We start from the raw sequence: 21,275 nt of genomic DNA on the forward strand, positions 1-21,275 counted from the left end.
AGAGAGCTTCTGGCCTCGCCCAAGCTGCTCCGGCGGTCCCGGTTTCATGATGCCTTCCTAGATGCGAGGATCCTTCCGCGTGGCAAGAAATTCACCCGCGGCTTTCGCCTGATCGACAGGCAGAGCGAGATGCCGCTTCTTTCGCTCCGATCGGAAATCATTCCCGACAGGTAATAAGTCCGGGTTCTGAAGCCACGCGACAAGCCACTCGCGACGATACTTGTTCCCGGCCCAGATGAGATCCGGGGCTGTCTTTGTCCGGCGCGGTATCGGTTTGCCCTTGATGCGATGGCACGCCGCGCACGTGCTCTTGACGAACATTGCACCGCTCGGATGGCCGCGGCCAGTGCCGTCACGCCGGCTCCACTATCGGCTACGACATGCACCGTGACAACCGAAGCGGCCAACCGGCTCCGTCTCGTCCATCTCATGCGGTGCCGCGGTCACCGGACTGTTTCCAGTGGATCACAGCATCCTCCCTCGCGCGAACCCATTCCGCCACCTGGTCCCCTGTGCTCCCTTTCGTGCCGTGGTCCCATGGGTGCTCGGCGTCCTCGGTCTTCCGCAAAGCTGCGCTCGTACTCGATGATCGACCAGATCTCCTCGTCCGTCAGCATGCCGCCGAAAGGCGCCATCGCCGTCCCTGCGATGCCATGTTTGATGACCCAGAAAATCTCGCCGTCCGTTCGGTGCCGCCAGAAGCCGCGATGGTGAAAGTTCCGCGGCGAAGGTTCCAGCCCCACCGCCGCGACACCGTCGCCCCGACCGCTCACGCCGTGACAAGTGACACAGGTCCCTTTCCCATGGTAGAGCGCCTTGCCTTTCTCGATCACGTCCGGCGCATGCGGCAGCGGATTCACCAACGCCCGTGCTTCCGCCAACTGATCGGCCGGCACCCGCGGCTGCATCATCGACCGTTCCGCTGCGAACAGTGGGAGCGCAAACAGCCCTAACACAGCTGCGGCTGTCGCCAACCTTCCTCCATAGACCATGTTACGATTGCCTTTCGTCAATCAGAACGCGATGTTCCGGTCACGCATCGCGACGGCTTGCACGTACTCGGGCATCCCCTTGATCGTCGCTCCCGCAACCAAATCGCTTTGGCCAACCTGGCGCGCGACGGCGCAGGCGCCGCAAACCCAGATCGGCACACCGGCATTCTGTAGCGCCGCCAGCAGGTCTTTCAGCGGCGTCAGGTTGACTCCGGTCACATGATCCGCCACGCCTTTGCGGGCCAACACCACGGCTTCGTTCTGAAGCCATAACACCACATCGTGTCCCTGCTCCTTGGCCGCCTTCGCTGCCATGAAGGGCAGCGTGGCCATCGTTGGATCGTCCGTGCCTCGACTGCCAGAAATGATGAATGAGGCCATGCCTTACCTCCCTGTTACAGGGTTCGCACGACTCGTCCTGATGATGAAAGAGTCGTCCATGAACCATATAGCCCTCGGCCCGCCTTGAGATAGCCTTAAGAATCCCGAGCCCGCGCTCTCCGTCGACCCTCCTTGCGTCATGTGACCGATTGGCGCTGCCCCACCTGAAGCGTGATCGCCACCTCCGGCGGAACGACCAGCGAGTGATGCACCGTACACCCGCGCGCGACCTTGAGCAGCCGCTCCCGCTGCTCGACCGTCACTTCCGCAGGGAGCCGCAGCCGGAGCGCCACGGCGCCGACGCGGTGAGGCTGTTCGGCCATGGACCACTCGGCATCAATCGCGAACCCATCGATGGGAATGCGATGTCTCGCGCAGAACTTTGCCACGAAGTAGCCGACACAACCGGCGAGTGAGCCGACGAACAATTCCACCGGGCTCATCCCGGCGTCCGCCCCGCCATCCTCGATCGGCTGGTCGGTAATCACCGTATGCCGGCCGCTGGTCACGTCGAATCGCACGCCGCCTTGATGGGTGACGGTGAGCTGCATGATCGCATTCCTTTCACACTTGAAGCCCCCACAGCTTGATCATGTTCGATACGATCAGCCAGAGCGCAAAGCTGACCGTGATCGTCGCCGCGATGGCGCTCACCGCTTGGGGTGACGCCACTCGACCGAGCCGTGCGCCAAGCAGGATGCCGAGCACGCTACCCGCGATGACCAAGGCAGCCAGCCGCGGATCGAACGAGCCGAACTGCACATGGCCGACGATTCCGCCGATCGAGATCAGCGCAATGATCGTCAACGACGTCCCTACCGCCAGCCGCGGCGTGAATCCCAGCGCGAGCACCAACGTCGGCACGATCATGAAGCCGCCCCCGACGCCGAAAAATCCGTTCACCGCGCCCACCGCGAGTCCGATGGCCGCGACTTTCACCCAACATGTCCGGGGAAAGGTCGCCGCGCACGGCTTTTCTTTGTCTGGCAGCGAAGCAAGCCCGCCGTATCGCACCATCAACGCCCGCGCGATCAAGAGCATCACGCCGAACCCGATGAGCAGAACCTCCCCTGGGATCAATTTGTGGGCGTACGCGCCGCCCCACGATCCGATGATACCCGTCCAACTGAACGCCAGAGCCGCTTTGGCCCTGATCTGCCCAATCTTGGCGTACTCCCAGCTCCCCACCAACGCCGTGGCGGCGACGATCACCAGCGACATGGCCGCCGCCTGTTGCACTGGGATGCCGGCGATGTAGACCATCATCGGCACCGCAAGCAGCGCGCCGCCCGTTCCCGTCGCGCCAAGTTGGAGACCGATGGGGACACCTGCTGCCACCGCGAGAGCCGCCTGCCAGATCATGGAGAACGTATCGCGTAAAGCAGGATCCTCGGCCCGAACCCTTCCTTGATCGAGGGATCGCGTGTCGGAGAGGAGGCTACGCTTCTAAGCCCATCCCGAGACCAAGCCCGATCCAGGCGCGCAGGAGATCATGCCGAGTGACCGTATAGGCCACCTCGCCGTTCTTCTCCACCGGCAGATTCAGGAGACGCTTCTCTTCCATGATCTTTACCGCCTCTTGGATCGTGGTCGTATCTTTGATCGCAATCCGGTCCTTGGCCATGATCTGGTCGGCGGTACATTGGCTCAGATCCTTTCCGGCCTCGAGCGCGCGGAGAACGTCAAACTCGCTGATGAATCCGATAAAACGGTTTTTCTCGTCTACGACCGGCGCCCCCGGTGTGTGCGTGGAGAGCAGCTCAACCGCGACCGCTAATCCGTTCTGCTTGGCGTAAAACTTCAGCTCATTTGTGGGCACAATCTGCCCGACGGTTTTCAGTCCCCCGACCGGTACTCCTGCAGCGATATTCGCCATAGCTCCCCTCCTTGATGGCTTCAAATGAATGATGGTTGACTTCACGCCGTTCAGCCGCTGAGGCGCGCCTCGCCCGTCATGCCAGGCCCGGGCAGAATCGCCTTAGCTCTCAACGAGGTCTCCAGTTGACCCGTGTAAAAACGGCCGCAGCTTCCTACCTTTCAAAAGGCCCTCATCTGGACAAATTGCATACTTCGCCACGCCCCGCGCGGATTTGGCGGTCTCTGCGACACAACCGAGAAACGGATCGCCGACAACAAGCCGGCCGGTGCTCCGCCAACTATTTTGCCGGGGCCTGTCCCAACGCGTTGAGGCCATAGGTCAAGGCGCCGATCGCCGGCGCCGAACTGCCTTCTCGCCCCAAGGCGGCCGCCAGCATCCCCGCGGCTAATCCGGCTTCCCGATGCACCTGGGCTACGCTGGTTCCCTTCAGCGAACGCCTGGCATGTTCTGCCGCATCGTTCAGATAGGCCAGCGCATGATCCAATGCGGTCCCCGCATCGGTGGAGAGGCCGCCCGGCAACGCATCGAGCGCGTCCCGCAGATGCCACACCGCCCCATAGCCGTCTCCAGGGTCCTCGACGGTTTCCCTGAAATCCGGACCGCGGCGGCCCTCGATGACGTTCAAAACCCGTTGCATGTGCTGCCTCGTCCACCCGCTCCCCGGTTGATGCGGCGCCAGCGACAACTCGGCTTGCTTGAGCGCCAGTTCGATCTGCGCCTTGGCCTTTTCGAGACTGATTCGCGCGTGTTCTCCCTGCGACTCGGCAGCCGGACCCGCCGCGGCACACGCCAGAACCGCGGCGACCGAGAGGCCGAGAATCCGGACGGGGCCGTGTGTTCGAGTCATGATTTGATCCCTTCTTGAATCCTGTGCGGCCGCTGCGAGGCGAGCGGCTGGTTTACGCCTGCTGTTCCAGCTTGGTGATCCCCAGAGCTTTCAGGATTGCCTTCTCGTAGTAAGGCTCACTCACGCCCTTCTTCATCTTGTGGAGGAAGTATTTTTCGAGGGCGACCTTGGCCAGATGCACCCACTTGCCCTTCTTCGCCCACGTCACGTTGCGCGGCGCCATCTGCGGCAGCGCAACGAAGGCCATGCCCGTGTCACCCATATCGGCGAGACAGATCGCGTTCCAGGTCGCCGTCTCGCGTTTGGGGTTGTTCTCGATGTCCGCCTTGATGTTGTGCACGGCGGCCGAAACCATCGATTCGATCATGTAGCCGGTCTTGGGCGCGCCGGTTGGAATCGGCGTCTGTTCCACCGGCGGGATCGCCACGCACACGCCGACCGCGTAGATGTTCTTGTACTTGGGATTGGCTTGGTAGGCGTCGATGTTGACGAAGCCTTTCGGGTTGCACAGTCCGGGCGTGCCCGCCACGGCGTCCACGCCCGTGAACGGGGGAATGAACATCGAATAGCGGAAGGGAATCTCCTGACCGTCCTCCAGGAACACCTTGCCCGGTTGTACTTCCTTGATCGCGACGTTCGGAATGGCCTTAATCGAGTGTTCTGCGAACTCGTCTTCCATCAACCGCCGGGACTTGCCCACGCCGGCCAGTCCCATGTGCCCGATGTAGGGTTCCGGCGTGACGAAATAGATCGGCACCTTTCGACGCAGTTTCTTCTTGCGCAGGTCCGCATCCAGAATGAACGCCATTTCGTAGGCCGGCCCGAAGCAGGAGGCGCCCTGTGCCGCGCCCACGACAATGGGCCCCGGATCTTTCAGAAACGACTGGTACGCGCCCCAGGCTTGCTCCGCGTGGTCCACGGTGCAGACCGACTGGGTATAGCCGCTCGGCCCCAGGCCCGGCACCGCGGAAAAGTTCAGTTTCGGCCCCGTGGCGATGATCAGGTAGTCGTACGGCACCTGGCCCTTGGCCGTGATGACCCGGTTCTGCTCAGGCTCGATCCGCTCCGCGGCAGCGTAGAGGAATTCGATCCCCTTCTTTTGCAACACCGGTCCAAGGGGAAAACTGATGTCCTTTCGCGTTCTCCATCCGACCGCCACCCAGGGATTGGACGGCACAAAATGAAAGTAGTCCACATTCGAGACGACCGTGACCTTGTGCTTCTTGTCCAGCATTGCCCGCGCCTCGTAGGCCGCCGGCAGTCCGCCGATCGATGCGCCGATAATCACAATGCGAGCCATACCCGACCTCCGGTTGGAATTCAGACTTAGGAATTAGGAATTCGGAATAGTCGCTTGCGGACCGCGTCACGACTGACCGGCCGTCACTGTTTCATGCTTGGCTTCGGCGCGCACGTGTTGATGCCGAACAGTTTCCAGGCCGGGCAGAAGCCGATCGCACCTGTGACGAGTGCCACGGCCCCGACGATCATCATGATCCCGGCTCCGATTGGCGGCAAATCCGCCAAGGCGCCGACGGCAAGGAACAACACGCCCAGCACGATGCGAATCGGCCGCTCGACCCCGCCCACGTTACACATCATGGTCGCACCCCCTTGATTCAAGCCGCCAGCTCTCAGTGGTCGGTCCTCAGCTCCGGACATCATAGGAGAGCAACTCCCTCGCGTTTTCCGTTTTACTCGGTATGAGTCCTTACCCTCAAAAAGGATTCAGCCCGATCCCCTTTATCTCTCTCGATGGCTCGATCGAACCTTCGCACCGATGGCCAATCGCCGGTAGCGCCATGCGGTCCGGCCTGTCACAAAGAACCGGTCTCCTGCGGCGACGGTGGCCCTCCAGCGCGAGCTCGGCCAGACAGGGCGTTCGCAGCGGCATGGCTTCTCTCATTGGCTCAAGCTGCGGATATAGGCGAGCACATCCCGGATGTCCTGCTCCGATAACTGGCCCTTCCAGGCCGGCATGGCGGTCGGGGGTTTGCCGTCCCGAATAATCTTGAGCAGGTCTGCATCCGATTTCTTTTTGCTGGCTGCGCTCGTTAAGTCGGTGGCCGGAGGAATCAGGACCTTGCCGGTAGGACCGTCGCCTTTGCCTCGCGATCCGTGACAGATCAGACAATGCTTCTCGTAGATCGCTCTGCCTTTACCCGCTTCCTGCTCGGCCGACGACAAAAGTTGCGGCAACATCCAGAGCCCCCCAGCCATGCCCACCACAATCAGGACGACTGTACGCGTCCATCGTCTGCGTCGAGCGCCGCTGTTGTGTTCCTTTTGCTCCATCGCGTCCCCTTCTCTCATGGCGGCTTGCGATGAATGTGCCATGCGTTGCCGTCTGGTAGGTGGTTCGGAAAGGCTTTGAGATTCAGAGCTTACAAGGAACCGGGCTTCGCCGAGTATGACGCCAACAGGGGAGAAAGACCCCAGTGATGAGCAAGGTCACTGGCGCGGGATGCCACACCGCAGGAATGTGGAGGCTATCTTCGGCGAGACGCGGGCACGCTCGCATCCCGGACACACCAGAAGATCGATAGACGGTTGTGCTGCTTCACAGTTGACGCCGCATGCGCAGGCCGTCGTACCGACCACCGTAATATGCGGGAAGCCGTCTCACCGGACTAAAGCCTCGGTTCGTGAAAAAGCGAATGGCGTCGGTGTTTGCCCTGGCGACTTCGATCGTCACACGCTTGGAACCACGGCGTTGGGCCTCTTCAATGAATCGCCTCAGGAGGAGTCCCCCGACCCCTTGGTTCCGCATTCCCGGAGCAACAGCCAGGCTGTCGATCCGCGCGGTGCCCCGTCGAGAGCCGGCGCCGCAGGTGCCGGCGAGATAGCCGAGCAAGAGGCCATGCCGAACGGCCACTAGGAAGATCGCCCGCGGGTTTCGAAGGAAAGACGTGAACTGCGATCGGTTGAATTGATGGGGGCGGTAATAGGGACTGTCAAAACAGGCTTTTTCCAAAGCCAGCAGCTCAGGGAGGTCGTCCTCGGATGGTAGACGAAACTCAACTGGTTCGCTGATCCTCGCGGTCATGGTCCTGTTTCGACCTCGGCAAACAATAACTGTCCACTAGCAGGCGCTTTAACCCATCCCGCATCACGAGTCACGTTCTCCGGCGCAACAATTGTGCACATAAGCAGAGGGCTTGGGGGTTCGGCATCAGGGTACTCCCTCCGGCTATCGCGTCGGAAGAGGTCAGTGGAAGCGAATCAGGCCCGCGAGTATGATCGGTCTCACCTCCCCGAGCGCTTTCATTGCGGACACCTATGGCGAGTGACTACGGCGCCATCATTATCGGGGCCGGGCACAACGGGTTGGTGGCCGCCTGCTATCTGGCCCGCGCCGGCTGGAAGGTGTTGGTGCTCGAACGACGGCATCTCGTGGGCGGAGCCTGCGTCACCGAAGAAGTATTCCCCGGCTTCAAAGTCTCGACCGCCGCCTACGTGATCAGCCTGTTTCGCCCGGAGATCGTCCGTGACCTCCGCCTGGAGGCCTATGGCTTGAGGATCCTGGAGCGCAGTCCCTCTTCCTTCACACCGTTTCCCGACGGGCGGTTTCTCCTGCTAGGCGCCGATCCTGATCTGAACCACCAGGAGATTGCCAAGTTCAGCGTTCGCGACGCGGACAACTACCCCCGATACCAGGACTGGCTGGAAGGGCTCGCCACGGTCCTTGAGCCCCTCCTGACCGTGACCCCGCCGAATATCCGTCGTCTTGGGCTGCGAGATCTCTGGAGGCTGCTCAGACTGGGTCGCATGGTGACGCGGATTGGCCCTCGGATCGGCGACCTGGTTGAACTCCTGACCGGAGCGGCCCGACCGATCCTCGAGCGATGGTTCGAGTCGGAGGAGCTCAAGGCGACGCTGGCGACCGATGCCGTCATCGGCACCATGGCCTCACCCTCGACGCCCGGAACCGCCTATGTCCTGTTTCACCACGTGATGGGAACCACCAACGGGAAACGGGGAATCTGGGGGTATGTGCAAGGCGGGATGGGAGGCCTGACCCAGGCGTTGGCACGAGCGGCTCGCGATCTCTCGGTCACCATTCGCTGCGAGGCTGAGGTGAGCCACATCCTGGTCAAGGACGGGGAAGTCGCCGGTGTCGCGTTGGCCAACGGGGACGAGTTCAAGGCTCCGGTGGTTGCCAGCAACGCCGATGCCCATGTCACGTTCACCCGCTTGCTCGATCCCAAACAACTGCCAGACGAGTTCGTGCAGGCGGTGCGACGAATCGATTACCGAAGCGCCTCGCTCAAAATCAATCTGGCCTTGTCCGAGCTCCCCAGCTTCCTTGCCTGTCCCGGTACCAAGCCTGGCCCTCAACACCGCGGGACAATTCACATCTGTCCCGATCTCGAGTACCTCGAGCGGGCCTACGATGAGGCCAAGTACGGCCGTCCCTCCGATCGCCCGATTCTCGAATGCACCATCCCTTCGGTGGTCGATCCCTCCGTCGCCCCGCCGGGCTCCCACCTGATGTCGATGTTCGTCCAATACGCGCCGTACAACCTGCGCGCGGCGACGTGGGATCAATTGCGGGAGCGCTTTGCGGATCGCTGTGTGGATCTGTTAACCGAGTATGCCCCGAACTTCAAAGCCTCCGTCATCGGCCGGCAGGTCTTGACGCCCCTGGACCTTGAGCAAATGTTCGGCCTGACCGGCGGCAATATCTTTCAGGGAGCGATGACGCTGAATCAGTTGTTTTGTTTTCGGCCCGTGCCCGGCTATGCGGATTATCGAACGCCGATCGCCGGATTGTATCTGTGCGGGGCAGCCGCCCATCCAGGCGGCGGTGTGACGGGAGCCGCCGGCTACAATGCCGCACGCGAGATCCTGTCACGGGGAAAATGGGTTCCTCGATAGCGTCAGCACGATCCGTGACCGTTGAAGCCCTTGGGGGTTCGGCAACCCCAGCCCGCGCAGCCACACCGGTTCCTGCCACTCGTCGAGGTGTCGCCGGACTTCAAACGGCTCCCAGTTCCGGGAGGCCACCCGACGGCCCAATTCCTCCACGATGGTCCTCGCGATATTGGTTACGCCTTGGGGCAGACCGCCCGACGAGGAAGCTGGCTCTCGCAAGTCTGTCCTGAGAGTGGTGGGTGTTAGCCATTCAATGGCCGCCCGACTGGCGTAGAGCACGCGCAGTGAAGGCGACAGGACGATCACGCCGACCCGGGCATCGTGACGTCGTCCGCTTTCTTGGTCAGGGGCGGGCTCGCTGAACTCACTGTTCATGGACAATATCCTCCCCGACCTTCGGTCAACGACTCGTACGGCTGCAGTGAGGGCACAACCCCCGTCCGGAAGATTTCCGCTTCTATAGCGGGTCAGCATGTCAGCAACGAAAGGTTGGTTGTTCCCGAGTTCGAACGCCGTTTCCTTTCGCATTGCGCGACACCCTCTCCCTGTCTTTCGCACCCTCCCCGTTACACACCCGCTATCGTACACCCGTCGTCGGCCATTAACCCGGTCGGCGCAAAGGGCCTGCCGAGACAGGACAGCGGAAATGCGGGCTGCCGGCCGATCCGTCGAAGCGAGTTGGCAATCCGCTCGGGTTTGCCCCAATCGCTCCAGAGGACCTCTTGCATCTCGATGACCGCGGTCTGTTCCGGAATCCGTTGAAGCAAACCGGATGAAAAGCTGTAACTCGGCATCTGGTGATAAATGGTGTCTAGCACTCGCGCCTCGTGCGGCGTGCCGATCGCCAGGTGCAAGCGCTCGAACAACGACATCAAGTCCGGGAAACACCGATCACCCAGGCCCCAGAGAGTCTGCGCGTTGGCAGCGAACACTGACGTATTCCACAGCGCGCCCGCCGCGAGCGCCGCATCAGCTTCAGCCAGCGCAGGTCTCTTGGAAAAAGCCCGCACCGCCTGAATCCGATAATTCGACGAGCGATCGAGCGGTTCGCCGGGCAGGATCCATTCGTAGTCCAATTCCAGGCGATCCGGAGTCACGCCGAGCAGCACGAGTCGATCCGGAAGCCATTCGGCGGTCAAGACCGCCCGCCGGACTGAGTCGACAAACCGCTGCTCCGGATACACGAAATGGTCTGATGGGTAGATGATCACGGTGGCCTCGGCATCGCGGGCCTTGATATAGGTCAGCGGGAGAAAGATCCCGGCTGCCGTGCCTCGGTTGGCCGGCTGCAGGATCACCATGCCCGAAGGTCGCTGCCCCAACTGCGGCCAGACCTCCCAGGCGTGCGCGCGTGCGATGACGATCGCTTTATGATCCGCAGCCGTGAGTCGGTCGGCTCGATCGAGCGTATGCTGGAACAAGGACCTGGTTCCCACAAAGGCGCAGTATTGCTTCGGCTTAGGGCGGCCCAGCCACCGCTGGACGAATGGCCGGACACGTTCCCCCTCGCCCCCTGCCAAGATGATGGACCAGAGCCGATCGCACGGCTGGATGTTATTCATGCTCGTCCTCCCGAACATGGTCACTCACTTCCCTCTCCCCAACCGGGAAGAGGAAAGGCGAGGGGAAATGCCCACAGGCTGGCGGCAAGAAGCTACTGGATCATGGTGACTCGATCGACATGCCGGGGACGTCCTTTCCGGCCGTCGGAGCATCCGCCTTCTGACTTGCTCCGGTTGCTGACGATAATCTCGTCGACGATGTCTCCGCAGAGGAGGCACCGAAGCGCGCGAGACGCATCTTGCCCTCTACTGCCCGTCCAATCCCGCAGCTCGATCGGACACATGAGCCCCTGACAGCGCCGACACCGCACGGCGTCGATCTCCTCCCATGGAGTCACGATGCCGCCCGGCACACAGCGAGGCTCTCGCCACCGCGCCCATCCCGAGGGAGGCTCGCAGCATCCCGAGCGCCGGGCGGGAGCGAGATCAGAAACCCGAACCGGGTCGGATGGCGAAGCGTGAGGCGCCCCTGCCGGCTCAGTCGATCCACCGTGCCAAACACTTCGTTCCAGGCATACTGCGGCAGCCAGCCGACCAACTCCTCGAATGAACATTCGGATACACGGCTCACGTGCCGATAAATCGCCGCCTCAAGCTGATACGACCGGTCCATGACGTCCTCCCCGCCAACCTTCGGGCGAACCGCCGGCCTCTCTCTCGCGGTCGTGCGAGACAAGCCGGCGAGTCGCGTCCTCCACCGAGGCCGCTCCGTCTCTCGCTCACTCGCCTGTGACGCGGATGTGCCGCTGCTGGATGACACACCCACCTTTCGCGGGCAGATATACGCGAAACGTGCGGCGTGCGCTATCAGGAAGAGGAGGATTTTGTTGTCGAATCTCAACCCATCGGGTTGTCGTGGTTGGTACGACAAGAACTCAGCACTCTTTACAACCCCAAGCCGTGCTGAATAACGTACCGCGTCAGCTCGGCGTTGGTCTTCATGCGCATCTTTGCAAGGATACGGGCACGGTAAGTGCTGATGGTGGTGACGCTCAAGTGCATGACCTCGGCAATCTCGCTGACGGTTTTGCCGGAGCCGATTAGGCACAGCACCTCGAATTCGCGGTCCGACAATAGCTCATGCGGCGGCTTCTCGGTCCCCTGCTTGACGCTCTGAACCAACTTCTCCCCGAGCGAGGCGCTGACGTAGTGCCCGCCAGCGAGCAGCTTCTTGACTGCATGGACCAACTCCTCCGGCGCGCTGGCTTTGGTGAGATACCCGTCGGCGCCCGCTTTGAACATCCGGATCGCGTATTGGTCTTCCGGATGCATACTGAGGACCAGCACCGGTACGGTCGGCCGCTCGGCCTTCAACGCCTTCAGCGCCTCAAGGCCGCTCCGTCCGGGCATACTGATATCCATCACGACCAGATCCCATTTCTTGTGGCGGACCTGCTCGAGCAGCTCCTGCGCAGTGCCACATTCGCCCACCTTGACCGCTTCGAAACCGTCCGCCAGGATATCTTTGACACCGCGTCGAAACGACGGGTGGTCATCGGCGACGAGAATTTTCAACATGGATGGAAACCAAGCACATAGCCCATAGCGGGGAGCGAATAGCTCCCTCAGCGAACAGCCAGTAGCGAATAGCCGGAAACCAGGGAGAGATGGGTTCTTCGTTTCTACCTGCCTGCGATGCGCTACTTGCTATTCTCGCTCTTTGCTGCTGGCTTGTGGCTGTTCACGATCGGCAACGACAACGTCACCGTCGTACCCTCGCCCGGCCGACCGGTCACGATCAGGCTTCCTCCCCACTGCTCGGCCCGTTCGCGCATGCCCACAAGCCCGAGCGATCCTGCGCCAGAAATTTTGTCGGGCCGAATGCCGCACCCGTTGTCCTTTATCTCCAGCAACAGACGGCAGCGTGTCTGTTCCAAGCAAACGGTGACCTCGGTCGCCCGCGCATGGCGCGCGACATTGGTGAGCGCCTCCTGACAGATGCGGAAGACTGCCGTCGCCTGCTCCCGATCGATCTCAACATCCTCCAGGCTGGAGCGGAAGGCGCAGGCGATTCCAGTACGTTTGTGAAACTGCTGCGCTTGCCATTCGAGCGCCGCCACCAACCCGAGGTCGTCCAACACGCCGGGCCGGAGTTCGCTCACGAGCCGTTGCACCAGCGCGATTGTATTGTCAAGCGGCTGCATCATCGACAGAATCTTGTCCTGTAAGTGCACACGAACCGCGCCCTGGTCGACCATCGACACGACCCGGTTCAGTTGCGACAGATCGATTTTCAAACAGGTCAACATGACGCCCAGCTCGTCATGGAGTTCCCGGGCGATGCGAGCCCGCTCTTCTTCTCGGACCTGCTCCAAACGCCGGGACAAACCCCGTAATTGACGCAATGCCGCCTCGCGTTCCGCCTCTGCTTGCTTGCGCTGGGTGATGTCGGTGAACGTCACGACCGCCCCGGTGATGACGCCTTGCTCGAAGACAGGAAACGACGAATACTCCACGGGTAACGCGGTTCCGTCCTTTCGCCACATCACTTCATCTTCAACGTGGCACCCTTCTCCGCTCTGGAACACCGCATAGATCCGGCATTCCTCGCACGGATATGGTGAGCGGTCGTGGCGCTGATGATGAATCTGTTCGTGCATGTTCTGGCCCAGCAATTCTTCAGGCTGATATCCGAGCATCTTCGCTCCGGCCTTGTTGATAAAGGTGCATCGGCCCTGCAGATCGATCCCGTAGATGCCTTCGCCGGTGGATTCCAAGAGCAAGAGCTTGTCCTTCGCCAGCTTCTGCCGGTCTTCTTCCGCCCGCTTCCGTTCCGTGATATCGCGTATAATGCCCACGTGGCCCACCACCCGGCCACCCGCCACATGGGGGACAAGGGTCAACTCCCCGATTACATGGCCGCCGGCTTTCGTGCGCACACGCAAGACCGCCGTGAGCGCTTGTCCCTCCGCCAGCGGGGTCGCCAACAGGTCCCTTGCGCAAGAGCAATCGTCGGGATAAAGAAGCGAGCCGAAGGGTTCTCCGATCCACTCGGTGCAGGACCAGCCCGTCCAGCGTTCAAAGGCGGGGTTTAGCGAGGCGATCGCGCCATTGGTGGAAACCGTGAAGATGACATCCTTGGCGCTTTCAAGCAGGCTACGGAGCCGGTGCTCGGAATCGCGCAGCGCCGCCTCAACGAGTTTGTGACGGGTGATGTCGTGAAACACCACCACGCTTCCCCTGGCGGTACCGTCGGTGCGTTGCAAGCTCCGCGTGCTGACACTCAGCCAGAACCCTTCGGCACTTCCCGTTCGGCGGATGAACAGCTCCGCGTTGTTGACCTCACCCCCACGGAAAACCTGTAAAAGCGGCAAGTCCGTGCTCGGACTCGGATAGGATGAAGCGTCATCGGAGACCACGGCCCTCATGGGCTCGATCCACTCGGCCAACGAGACTTCCGGCGGCGGGGCCCCCAGGATGCGCTGGGCCGCAGGGTTGACCAGCACCGGAGTGCCTGTTTCATCAACGACCACGACGCCTTCGCTCATGCTGCCCAAAATGGAACGGAGCAGCCAAGCCTGCTCGTGCAGGGCCCGCTCGGAGTGCTTCAACGCCGCTTCAGCGAGTGTTCGTTCGACGGCGTAGCGCAGGGCCCGCCGCAGGAGCGGACCGGTGACCTGTCCTTTGACCAGATAGTCTTGCGCTCCGGCCCGGATCAACTGGAGCCCCAGTGCTTCATCTTCGAGGCTGGTCAGCACGACGATGGGCACGCCGTTCGCCGCCGCGTGCACGCGGGTCAATGTCTCCAGGCCTTGGCTGTCTGGAAGCGAGAGATCCAGCAGCACCACGTCGGGCTTCGCATCGATCAGCCGCTCGATGCCGGCGGCAAGCCGGTCAACCTGGGTGACCTGAACCTGAAGTGTGCCCGCCTCTGCCAGATATTCCTTCAGCAACCGGACATCCCCGGGGTTGTCCTCCACCAACAAAATGCGCAGTGCATCCTGGTTCGTCATTCGTCAAATCCTCTGGGCAAAGAGCGAATAGAGAACAGCTCATAGCAAACAGCTTGAAATCGAGAGCGAGCAACTAATAGTCGGCGGCCGGTCGCCCTCAGCCGTTGGCTGTTGGCTCCAACTATTTGCCGTCAGCTTTTCAGCGCGTCACGTTTCACGCCGCACCTGATTGCCATTCTTGGGCAGCACCACGATCCCTAGCCAGAAATCCTCGATCGACTTCACCACCGTGATGAACTGCTCCAAATCTACCGGCTTGGTGATGTAACAGTTGGCGTGAAGGTGATAGCTCTTGAACACGTCTTGTTCATCCTGTGAGGTCGTCAAAATGACCACGGGAATGCGCTTCAAGTCTTCATCTGCTTTGATCTCGGCCAGCACTTCCCGTCCATCCTTCTTGGGCAGATTCAGATCGAGTAACACGAGATGCGGGCGAGGCGCCTGTGCGTATGGACCCTGCCGGCGGAGAAACGCCAAGGCTTCCACCCCGTCCTTGACGACGGTCAATCGATTGATGACCTTGGACTCTTTGAGCGCTTCCATAGTCAGCCGGACATCGCCGGGGTTATCTTCGACCAAAAGAATCTCGACCGGCCGTACCAGTTCAGGAATAACCATTGGGCCTCCATACCAACCTTCGGTTGAACCGGCGCCTCCTTATCGTCTTATCGAATAGGATGGCGCCGGAGAAACGCTTCCAGTGCCCCATGACCTTCAGTCTCTATTGACGCATGACCATTGACGATGGACGGCATGTTCTAAACAGGGAGCGTGAAGTAAAACGTCGCCCCCTTGCCGGCCTCTGACTCCACCCAGATGCGCCCGCCGTGCCGCTCGACGACCTTTTTACAGATCGCCAGACCGATGCCGGTGCCGGGATACTCTTCCCGGCTGTGCAGGCGCTGAAAGAGGACGAAAATCCGATTAGCGTACTGCGGGTCGATCCCGATCCCGTTGTCGCGGACCGCAAACCGCCATTCGGCGTCCCTCCGTTCAACCGCAATGTGCACCCGCGGCGGCTCACGGCCCCTGAACTTGATGGCATTGCCGACGAGATTCTGGAAAACCCGGCCCAGTTGCGCGCCGTCGGCCATCACGGTGGGAAGGCGGTCGTACGTCACGACAGCCCCGCTCTCCTCGATCGCGACACGCAAGTTCAGGAGCACGTCCCGCACCAGCGCCTGGCAATCCGTCGGCTCGAAGGCGTGCCCGTGTGAGGTGACCCGAGAGTAGGCCAGCAGATCGTTGATCAGCTGTTGCATGCGAACGGCGCCGTCCACCGCGTAGCCGATGAACTCGTCGGCGTCGGCGTCCAGCTTACCCCTGTAACGCCTCGCCAGGAGTTGCGTGTAGCTGGCCACCATGCGGAGCGGTTCCTGCAGGTCGTGCGAGGCGACATAGGCGAATTGCTGGAGTTCCTGATTCGACCGTTCCAACTCGACGACGGACGCCTCCAACTCCCGCCGCGTCCGTCGCAGAGCCCGGCTCTCCCGCACCAGCCGCCAGGAGGCCCACGCCGCATAGCCCGTCAGCGGCGCGATGACGAGGAGGCCGACTCCGCCCACCAGCCACACGAGACGATCGATGGGAGCGTAGGCCTGGTCGCGGTCGAGGCGAATGAGGACGGTCCAGTTCAAGCCGGGGAAACCGGCATGGCCGCGGGTCTTCGCGTACCCGGTCAACACCGGAACCTGCCGTCGCAGATGCCTTTCCTCGACGAAGCCGGACTTGCGCGGGTTCGCGTCGGCCGCCCGCACGGAATCCATCGCCTCCGCCTTGACGGGCAACGGTCTTTCCCGATCCCCGGCGCTGATGACCAGGCCGCTTCGATCCAACAACAGCCAGTCGTACGTTCGCCCCTCGCCGTGCCGTAACCGGCCCTCTTGCTCCAGCACGGGCCGCACGTTTTCCAGCGGCATACGGCTGGTGACCGCGCCGACAAATTCGCCAGCCGCTCCCAGGAGCGGAGCGGAAAATCCCACTGCCATCGCACCTCCCGACTCCGGCGAGGGCTTCACTTCAGCCACGTGCACCGCCCTGGTCCGGCGAACCTCCTGAAACCAATCTTGCCGGCTCACATCCTGTCCGCGATCATCGAGCCCGCTTCCGACCACGTCGCCGGTGGTCGCTGTCACCGCTCCGGTATCCGCAATGACCTGACCTTCCCTATTCGTGACGGCGATCCACGAGTAATATCCGTAGAGCGATCGGTACTGCCGCAGCCTTTCGGCCATCGAGTCCGGCGTACCATTCCGGAGCACGCTGTCGCGCGCGAAGGCCTGAATGTCGCCAACGCGCTCGAACAAAATACGATCGAGCGTGTCCGCCACTGCGACCGCCGTCCTGGCCAGATCCTCGCCTCGTTCACGGACGAGCGCGGTTCTCAGGTAGAACAAGGAAAACAGCGCGATGCCCACCCCGATCGCAAGGGATGATAACAGAAGGAAAGGAAGGGACAGTTCCGACCACCGATTTCTCGCTGCGGATCTCGATGCGGCGCGATTCACCGTTCGGGTCTTCCACTGCAAAACAGCCAACAGCGAGGAACGAAGAGCTGTCTACTTTGCCTCCACCCCTATCCCCCTTTTCAAGGGACGGGTTCCTTAGAGGACATTAGAGGACATTGGCGGAACCTGCCAAGAAGATTGCGCGGCGAGAAGCCTGTGCAAGCGACGGCGAACGCTAAGCGCGGAGGGTACATCGCGGGAATCGGATCTCGACAGAGATCGGCGCGGAGCAGAACGCGATTGCGCGGATGAAGCGTGCGCGGGGTCCGCATGCTGGTTCTCGGCTACAGCAAACCCTGAGAACGGAGCACAAGAAGGCGGCGGAAGGATAGCAGGCTCCGCTGGTCGAGACAAGCGCCGCGTTCTCCGTTTCCCGCTTTCCGCCTGACGGTCGACAGTCGACGGTCAACGGGTCGCGGTTTCCAGTCAACGGCCAAAAGGCGCGACAGCCGCGGCCTTTCCGGGCATTGAACAAGAGCAGGAAAGGGAATAGGCTGGTGGCGGCAATCTTGGTTTGTCGGGTCGACCGGCTGACCGATCGCCCAAACTTCGGACAAGACAGGCTCAATAAATCTAGATAGACGAGATAGACCAAGAGGCAGGAGGTGCGCCATGGCCATTACCGGCAAGCTCAAAGAATTTCTTGATCGCGAACACGTCCACTATGACGTCCTGCCGCACCCGGAGGCCTTCCGGGCCCTCGCCATCGCCCACTCGCTCCATGCCCCCGAGAAGGAGATGGCCAAGGTCGTGATCGTGAAAGTCAATGGACGCTTCGTCATGACCGTCTTGCCCGCGAGTTGGAATCTGGATCTTCATCGGCTCCGCGACCTGTTTCTGACCCACCAGGTGCGGTTGGCAACCGAAGACGAACTCAAGGACCTCTTCCCCGATTGCGAGCTGGGCGCCATGCCGCCGTTCGGGAATCTGTATGGATTGGATGTCTATGTGGATCGGTCGCTGACCGAAGACGAGCACATCTTCTTTCAAGCCGGCAACCATTGCGAAGCGGTTCGGATGCGCTATGCCGACTTTGCCGCGCTGGTTTTCCCCAGGGTAGCGGAGCTCCACCGATCACCTTCGGAAGTCTGGTGAGAAAGAGACCTAAGCAGAGGGTGGCCTGAAGCTCTCGGCGGCATCAACGGGGTGCTCGGACGGCCATCTCACCCGGAAGATGGAGCAAAAATCCACCAAGTGGGTGATAGCCGTTTTGTCTTTTTTGGTTCCAGTATTAGCGAAGCCGGCTTGGGGAGTATTCGTGTGAGTCAGAAGCCGGATTGTCTGGTTCGTGTTGCGGCGGGCTCCTTTTTCCCCTTCCCTTGGTAAGGAGAAGAGGTACGGCCCCCTCTGGGAGTCAGATCTATGGCCGCCTGGGACACATGGGGATATTGGGGAGTGGTTATCGGTCTCGTGGCTTCGCTTGCGACCTTTTTCGTCGGCTTACAGGTCATGCTTGCTGCTTCTAAGACGGCAGGGGGAAACGAAGAGTCCGGGGCGCAGCGTGAACCGTCGCCAACCACTGGAAAGCGCGCAGCCTAGGAACGAGTAGCCGGTAGCTGATAGCGGATAGCGAACGGCAAAGAGGGAGATTGGTTTGAGCTAGTGGCTATGACCTCTTGAGCGGAGAAAAAAGTAGAATTTGAGGACGTCACACGACCGTCGCCTCCATCGTGACCTTCGTCTTGACCGAATGGGAGATCAGGCAGTTGGCTTCGGCCTTGGCGAGAATCTCACGAGCCTTGGTGGGATCGGCGCCCGGCGCGAGCGTCACCCTGGGTTTCACGACCACCGTGGTCACCTGAAGCTTGCCGTCCACCAATTCGACGCGCCCTTCGGCGTCGCTCTCATAGGCCGTGAAGGCCAGGCCGGCCCGCTCGGCGAAGGCGAGGAAGGTGCTCATCACGCAGCTATTGATTGACGCGACGAACAACTCTTCGGGCGACCAGATCCCTTCGTGTCCCTTAAACTCCGGCGGCGTGGCGATCGGAACCTCCGGCTTGCCCGGTGACGCCATCACGCCCATCTTCTGCTCGGTCCATTTGACCGTCGTGCGGTAGGTGTACACCTTGCTCCTCACTTCCATCATCACCCTCCACCCTCCTGGTGAACCGATGAATGAGGAATGCTGAATGATGAATTGCGCGTCTTCCCCTGCAGAGAACTCGTCATTCAGTATTCCGAACTCCGCATTCCCGTTTCAGCCGCTCCGCCAGTCTGAGATTTTCCGAGTAATCCACCGGACAATCGATCACCGCCGGTTTGCCGCACGCGAGGGCTTCCTTGAGGACGGCGCCCAACTCCGTCGGCCCTTCGACCCGATAGCCGGCCGCGCCGAAGCTCTCGGCGTACGCGACGAAGTCCGGGTTGCCGAATTCCACGCCGGCCGTGCGCCCGAACTTCAGTTGCTGTTTGAAACGAATGACACCGTAGCCGTCGTCCCGCCAGATCAGCACGACGAGCGGCAGGCGGAGCCGCACGGCTGTCTCCAATTCCTGCGAGTTCATCAGGAACCCGGCGTCGCCAGCAACGGCCACCACCTGGCGTTGCGGGAACAGCAGCTTGGCCGCGACGGCGCCCGGCAACGCGATGCCCATGGAGGCGAATCCGTTGGAAATGATGCAGGTGTTGGGGACGTCGCAGGGGAACATCCTCGCCATCCAGAGCTTGTGGGCGCCGACATCGCAGATCACCAGGGCGTCCGATCCGAGCACCGCTCGCAGTTCGCGCACGATGTGCTGTGGCCGCATCGGCCATGAAAGCGGAGCCGCCCATTCCGCTTCGAAGGCCGCCTGAATCCGTTCCCGCCCGCCTTTCGCCCACCGCGGCTCAAAGGACGTGAGATGGTCCGCGATCTGATCGAGCGACAGCGAAAGATCACCCAGCACCCCGACATCGACGATGTAATGCGCATCCACCTCGGCGGGCGTCACGTTCACATGGACGATGTGTTTGTCCCGGTTCGGATTCCAGAAGCAGGGGGCGTATTCGACCAGGTCGTAGCCGACCGTGATCACGACGTCGCTCTCGGCAAAGACCACGGCTGAATAATCCCGCAGTTGCAGGCCGATCGTGTACAAAGACAGAGGGTCGCTGTCCGGCATGACCCCCTTACCCATGAACGTGTGAGCGACGGGAATCTGACACTGGCGGGCCAACCGGCGGAGTGCCTCATGCGCGCGGCCGCGCACCACTCCGTTGCCCGCGAGGATGATCGGCCGGCGGGCTTTGGCGATCACCTCGACCGCCCGATTCACCTGCGCGGTGAGCGGTTCGGGCAAGAACGGAAATTGGACGCGCAACGGGCTGTGGTAGGACGAATCGGCGACCTGCTGAGCGGCGACATCCTCAGGCAACTCCAGATGCGTGGCCCCCGGTTTTTCCGTTTGCGCGACCTTGAAGGCTTTGCGCACCGTTTCCGGAATGATCTGGGGGGTGAACAGCTCGGCGTTCCATTTAGTCACCGGCCGGAACATGGACAGGACGTCGATGAACTGGTGCGATTCCTTGTGCATGCGGTCGAGCGAGGCCTGCCCCGTGATCGCCACCAAGGGGGCGCCGTCGAGATAGGCATCGGCCACGCCGGTCAGGAGATTGGTCGCGCCCGGCCCCAGCGTGGAGAGACAAACTCCGGCCCGGCCCGTCAGCCGTCCGTGCACGTCGGCCATGAACGCCGCACCCTGTTCATGGCGTGTGACGATGAAGCGGATGGGCGAACCCAAGAACGAGTCCATCACGTCGAGGTTTTCTTCGCCCGGCACCCCGAAGACAAAATCCACCCCTTCATGTTCCAGACAGCGCACGAGCAGATCCGATGCCTTCATCGTCGCCTTCCTGGATATCCAACACCTTCACATCGAAGTACAGCGTCTTGCCGGCCAATGGGTGGTTCAAGTCCAGGACGACGGTCTCTTCCCGGATCTCCGCCACCCGCGGATACACCGGCGTCCCGTCTGGCGCCTCGCCCTGAAGCTTGGCCCCGACGCGCAAGGCGTCCGGCGCAATCCGATCCTTGGCGATCTCAAAGAACCCTTCGGGATGCACGTCGCCGTAGCCCTCGGCCGGACTCACTATGATCCGCTTGCTCTCGCCGATCGCCATGCCCTCCAACCCCTTCTCCAAACCGGGCAGAATTTCCTGCGCCCCATGCTGATAGATCAAGGGCTCCACGCCGACATTCGTGTCGACGATGTCTTCCTCATCGATCCGCAGGGTATATTCGACCGTCACGACTTTTCCGATTGATACGTGCATGGGGGGCACTCCTTTCGCTGCCGACGAG

At 61.6% G+C, this 21,275-nt stretch carries 22 protein-coding genes and 2 pseudogenes; 2 read left to right on the top strand and 22 right to left on the bottom strand.

Annotated elements, in window-relative coordinates; translation table 11 throughout:
• Positions 1-57: 57 nt before the first annotated feature.
• The 11 genes from ACWHTU_RS16570 to ACWHTU_RS16620 form a co-directional block, all read right to left on the bottom strand.
• Positions 58-321: a c-type cytochrome gene (locus ACWHTU_RS16570; protein ID WP_447860508.1), complete on the bottom strand. Its 264-nt coding sequence runs from the start codon at positions 319-321 to the stop codon at positions 58-60.
• A 122-nt stretch (positions 322-443) separates the two neighbouring features.
• Positions 444-974, bottom strand: a complete 531-nt coding sequence (locus ACWHTU_RS16575; RefSeq protein ID WP_447860509.1) for a c-type cytochrome — start codon at positions 972-974, stop codon at positions 444-446.
• A 39-nt stretch (positions 975-1,013) separates the two neighbouring features.
• Positions 1,014-1,373, bottom strand: a complete 360-nt coding sequence (locus ACWHTU_RS16580; RefSeq protein WP_447860510.1) for a DsrE family protein — start codon at positions 1,371-1,373, stop codon at positions 1,014-1,016.
• Positions 1,374-1,510: 137 nt separating this feature from the next.
• Positions 1,511-1,924 carry an OsmC family protein gene (locus ACWHTU_RS16585; protein WP_447860511.1) on the bottom strand — a complete coding sequence of 138 codons (414 nt, stop codon included), beginning with the start codon at positions 1,922-1,924 and terminating at the stop codon, positions 1,511-1,513.
• A 13-nt stretch (positions 1,925-1,937) separates the two neighbouring features.
• Positions 1,938-2,735 carry a sulfite exporter TauE/SafE family protein gene (locus ACWHTU_RS16590; protein ID WP_447860512.1) on the bottom strand — a complete coding sequence of 266 codons (798 nt, stop codon included), beginning with the start codon at positions 2,733-2,735 and terminating at the stop codon, positions 1,938-1,940.
• A 76-nt stretch (positions 2,736-2,811) separates the two neighbouring features.
• On the bottom strand, positions 2,812-3,249 hold the full coding sequence (locus tag ACWHTU_RS16595; RefSeq protein WP_447860513.1) for a CBS domain-containing protein: 438 nt from the start codon (positions 3,247-3,249) through the stop codon (positions 2,812-2,814).
• Positions 3,250-3,529: 280 nt separating this feature from the next.
• The gene (locus ACWHTU_RS16600; RefSeq protein WP_447860514.1) at positions 3,530-4,099 is read right to left on the bottom strand and encodes a hypothetical protein; all 570 of its coding nucleotides are present in this window, start codon (positions 4,097-4,099) and stop codon (positions 3,530-3,532) included.
• A 52-nt stretch (positions 4,100-4,151) separates the two neighbouring features.
• A complete protein-coding gene (locus ACWHTU_RS16605; protein ID WP_447860515.1) occupies positions 4,152-5,399 on the bottom strand; it encodes an NAD(P)/FAD-dependent oxidoreductase in 1,248 nt (415 codons plus the stop codon).
• 83 nt (positions 5,400-5,482) lie between these two features.
• Positions 5,483-5,701: a YgaP family membrane protein gene (locus tag ACWHTU_RS16610; protein WP_447860516.1), complete on the bottom strand. Its 219-nt coding sequence runs from the start codon at positions 5,699-5,701 to the stop codon at positions 5,483-5,485.
• Positions 5,702-6,001: 300 nt separating this feature from the next.
• Positions 6,002-6,436 (bottom strand): c-type cytochrome, encoded by a 435-nt coding sequence (locus ACWHTU_RS16615; RefSeq protein WP_447860517.1) that lies wholly within the window; start codon positions 6,434-6,436, stop codon positions 6,002-6,004.
• 223 nt (positions 6,437-6,659) lie between these two features.
• Positions 6,660-7,145 carry an N-acetyltransferase family protein gene (locus ACWHTU_RS16620; RefSeq protein WP_447860518.1) on the bottom strand — a complete coding sequence of 162 codons (486 nt, stop codon included), beginning with the start codon at positions 7,143-7,145 and terminating at the stop codon, positions 6,660-6,662.
• A 233-nt stretch (positions 7,146-7,378) separates the two neighbouring features.
• Between ACWHTU_RS16620 and ACWHTU_RS16625 the strand changes: the two genes are divergently transcribed.
• Entirely contained in the window at positions 7,379-8,977 is a 1,599-nt protein-coding gene (locus ACWHTU_RS16625) for a phytoene desaturase family protein (RefSeq protein ID WP_447860520.1), read from the top strand.
• Here ACWHTU_RS16625 and ACWHTU_RS16630 read toward each other — a convergent pair.
• The 8 genes and pseudogenes from ACWHTU_RS16630 to ACWHTU_RS16665 all read right to left on the bottom strand — a co-directional run.
• Positions 8,951-9,349, bottom strand: coding sequence for a hypothetical protein (locus ACWHTU_RS16630; RefSeq protein WP_447860521.1), 399 nt, complete (start codon positions 9,347-9,349; stop codon positions 8,951-8,953). The two genes, ACWHTU_RS16625 and ACWHTU_RS16630, sit on opposite strands and share 27 nt — an antisense overlap.
• 191 nt (positions 9,350-9,540) lie before the next feature.
• Positions 9,541-10,536 (bottom strand): sugar phosphate nucleotidyltransferase, encoded by a 996-nt coding sequence (locus ACWHTU_RS16635; RefSeq protein WP_447860522.1) that lies wholly within the window; start codon positions 10,534-10,536, stop codon positions 9,541-9,543.
• 334 nt (positions 10,537-10,870) lie between these two features.
• Positions 10,871-11,149 carry a hypothetical protein gene (locus ACWHTU_RS16640; RefSeq protein WP_447860523.1) on the bottom strand — a complete coding sequence of 93 codons (279 nt, stop codon included), beginning with the start codon at positions 11,147-11,149 and terminating at the stop codon, positions 10,871-10,873.
• A gap of 272 nt (positions 11,150-11,421) precedes the next feature.
• A complete protein-coding gene (locus tag ACWHTU_RS16645; protein WP_447860524.1) occupies positions 11,422-12,054 on the bottom strand; it encodes a response regulator in 633 nt (210 codons plus the stop codon).
• Positions 12,055-12,176: 122 nt separating this feature from the next.
• Positions 12,177-14,489, bottom strand: a complete 2,313-nt coding sequence (locus tag ACWHTU_RS16650) for a PAS domain S-box protein (protein ID WP_447860525.1) — start codon at positions 14,487-14,489, stop codon at positions 12,177-12,179.
• 147 nt (positions 14,490-14,636) lie between these two features.
• The gene (locus ACWHTU_RS16655) at positions 14,637-15,107 is read right to left on the bottom strand and encodes a response regulator (RefSeq protein WP_447860526.1); all 471 of its coding nucleotides are present in this window, start codon (positions 15,105-15,107) and stop codon (positions 14,637-14,639) included.
• Between the two features lie 140 nt (positions 15,108-15,247).
• A pseudogene (locus tag ACWHTU_RS16660) lies at positions 15,248-15,928 on the bottom strand (sensor histidine kinase); the annotation flags it as partial.
• 189 nt (positions 15,929-16,117) lie between these two features.
• A pseudogene (locus tag ACWHTU_RS16665) lies at positions 16,118-16,996 on the bottom strand (cache domain-containing protein); the annotation flags it as partial.
• Between the two features lie 612 nt (positions 16,997-17,608).
• Between ACWHTU_RS16665 and ACWHTU_RS16670 the strand changes: the two are divergent.
• Complete coding sequence (locus tag ACWHTU_RS16670; protein WP_447860527.1) at positions 17,609-18,091, top strand: aminoacyl-tRNA deacylase; 483 nt, start codon at positions 17,609-17,611, stop codon at positions 18,089-18,091.
• A 553-nt stretch (positions 18,092-18,644) separates the two neighbouring features.
• On the opposite strand, the gene ACWHTU_RS16675 is transcribed toward ACWHTU_RS16670, so the two are convergent.
• The 3 genes from ACWHTU_RS16675 to ACWHTU_RS16685 all read right to left on the bottom strand — a co-directional run bounded on the left by ACWHTU_RS16675 (position 18,645) and on the right by ACWHTU_RS16685 (position 21,247).
• Positions 18,645-19,082, bottom strand: coding sequence for an OsmC family protein (locus ACWHTU_RS16675; RefSeq protein WP_447860528.1), 438 nt, complete (start codon positions 19,080-19,082; stop codon positions 18,645-18,647).
• Between the two features lie 79 nt (positions 19,083-19,161).
• Positions 19,162-20,817 carry an acetolactate synthase large subunit gene (locus ACWHTU_RS16680; RefSeq protein ID WP_447860529.1) on the bottom strand — a complete coding sequence of 552 codons (1,656 nt, stop codon included), beginning with the start codon at positions 20,815-20,817 and terminating at the stop codon, positions 19,162-19,164.
• Positions 20,777-21,247 carry an FKBP-type peptidyl-prolyl cis-trans isomerase gene (locus tag ACWHTU_RS16685; RefSeq protein ID WP_447860530.1) on the bottom strand — a complete coding sequence of 157 codons (471 nt, stop codon included), beginning with the start codon at positions 21,245-21,247 and terminating at the stop codon, positions 20,777-20,779. Before ACWHTU_RS16685 ends, ACWHTU_RS16680 begins: the two co-directional genes overlap by 41 nt.
• Positions 21,248-21,275: the final 28 nt, after the last annotated feature.

The organism is Nitrospira calida (assembly GCF_976986435.1).

Bases quoted from the DNA above. Each gene is read 5' to 3' on its own strand.
- ACWHTU_RS16620 (WP_447860518.1), bottom strand. From the start codon at position 7,145: ATGACCGCGAGGATCAGCGAACCAGTTGAGTTTCGTCTACCATCCGAG.
- ACWHTU_RS16685 (WP_447860530.1), bottom strand. From the start codon at position 21,247: ATGCACGTATCAATCGGAAAAGTCGTGACGGTCGAATATACCCTGCGG.
- ACWHTU_RS16580 (WP_447860510.1), bottom strand. From the start codon at position 1,373: ATGGCCTCATTCATCATTTCTGGCAGTCGAGGCACGGACGATCCAACG.
- ACWHTU_RS16640 (WP_447860523.1), bottom strand. From the start codon at position 11,149: ATGGACCGGTCGTATCAGCTTGAGGCGGCGATTTATCGGCACGTGAGC.
- ACWHTU_RS16595 (WP_447860513.1), bottom strand. From the start codon at position 3,249: ATGGCGAATATCGCTGCAGGAGTACCGGTCGGGGGACTGAAAACCGTC.
- ACWHTU_RS16680 (WP_447860529.1), bottom strand. From the start codon at position 20,817: ATGAAGGCATCGGATCTGCTCGTGCGCTGTCTGGAACATGAAGGGGTG.
- ACWHTU_RS16610 (WP_447860516.1), bottom strand. From the start codon at position 5,701: ATGATGTGTAACGTGGGCGGGGTCGAGCGGCCGATTCGCATCGTGCTG.
- ACWHTU_RS16615 (WP_447860517.1), bottom strand. From the start codon at position 6,436: ATGGCACATTCATCGCAAGCCGCCATGAGAGAAGGGGACGCGATGGAG.
- ACWHTU_RS16670 (WP_447860527.1), top strand. From the start codon at position 17,609: ATGGCCATTACCGGCAAGCTCAAAGAATTTCTTGATCGCGAACACGTC.
- ACWHTU_RS16655 (WP_447860526.1), bottom strand. From the start codon at position 15,107: ATGGTTATTCCTGAACTGGTACGGCCGGTCGAGATTCTTTTGGTCGAA.
- ACWHTU_RS16675 (WP_447860528.1), bottom strand. From the start codon at position 19,082: ATGATGGAAGTGAGGAGCAAGGTGTACACCTACCGCACGACGGTCAAA.
- ACWHTU_RS16650 (WP_447860525.1), bottom strand. From the start codon at position 14,489: ATGACGAACCAGGATGCACTGCGCATTTTGTTGGTGGAGGACAACCCC.
- ACWHTU_RS16630 (WP_447860521.1), bottom strand. From the start codon at position 9,349: ATGAACAGTGAGTTCAGCGAGCCCGCCCCTGACCAAGAAAGCGGACGA.
- ACWHTU_RS16625 (WP_447860520.1), top strand. From the start codon at position 7,379: ATGGCGAGTGACTACGGCGCCATCATTATCGGGGCCGGGCACAACGGG.
- ACWHTU_RS16570 (WP_447860508.1), bottom strand. From the start codon at position 321: ATGTTCGTCAAGAGCACGTGCGCGGCGTGCCATCGCATCAAGGGCAAA.
- ACWHTU_RS16585 (WP_447860511.1), bottom strand. From the start codon at position 1,924: ATGCAGCTCACCGTCACCCATCAAGGCGGCGTGCGATTCGACGTGACC.
- ACWHTU_RS16605 (WP_447860515.1), bottom strand. From the start codon at position 5,399: ATGGCTCGCATTGTGATTATCGGCGCATCGATCGGCGGACTGCCGGCG.
- ACWHTU_RS16635 (WP_447860522.1), bottom strand. From the start codon at position 10,536: ATGAATAACATCCAGCCGTGCGATCGGCTCTGGTCCATCATCTTGGCA.
- ACWHTU_RS16600 (WP_447860514.1), bottom strand. From the start codon at position 4,099: ATGACTCGAACACACGGCCCCGTCCGGATTCTCGGCCTCTCGGTCGCC.
- ACWHTU_RS16590 (WP_447860512.1), bottom strand. From the start codon at position 2,735: ATGATCTGGCAGGCGGCTCTCGCGGTGGCAGCAGGTGTCCCCATCGGT.
- ACWHTU_RS16645 (WP_447860524.1), bottom strand. From the start codon at position 12,054: ATGTTGAAAATTCTCGTCGCCGATGACCACCCGTCGTTTCGACGCGGT.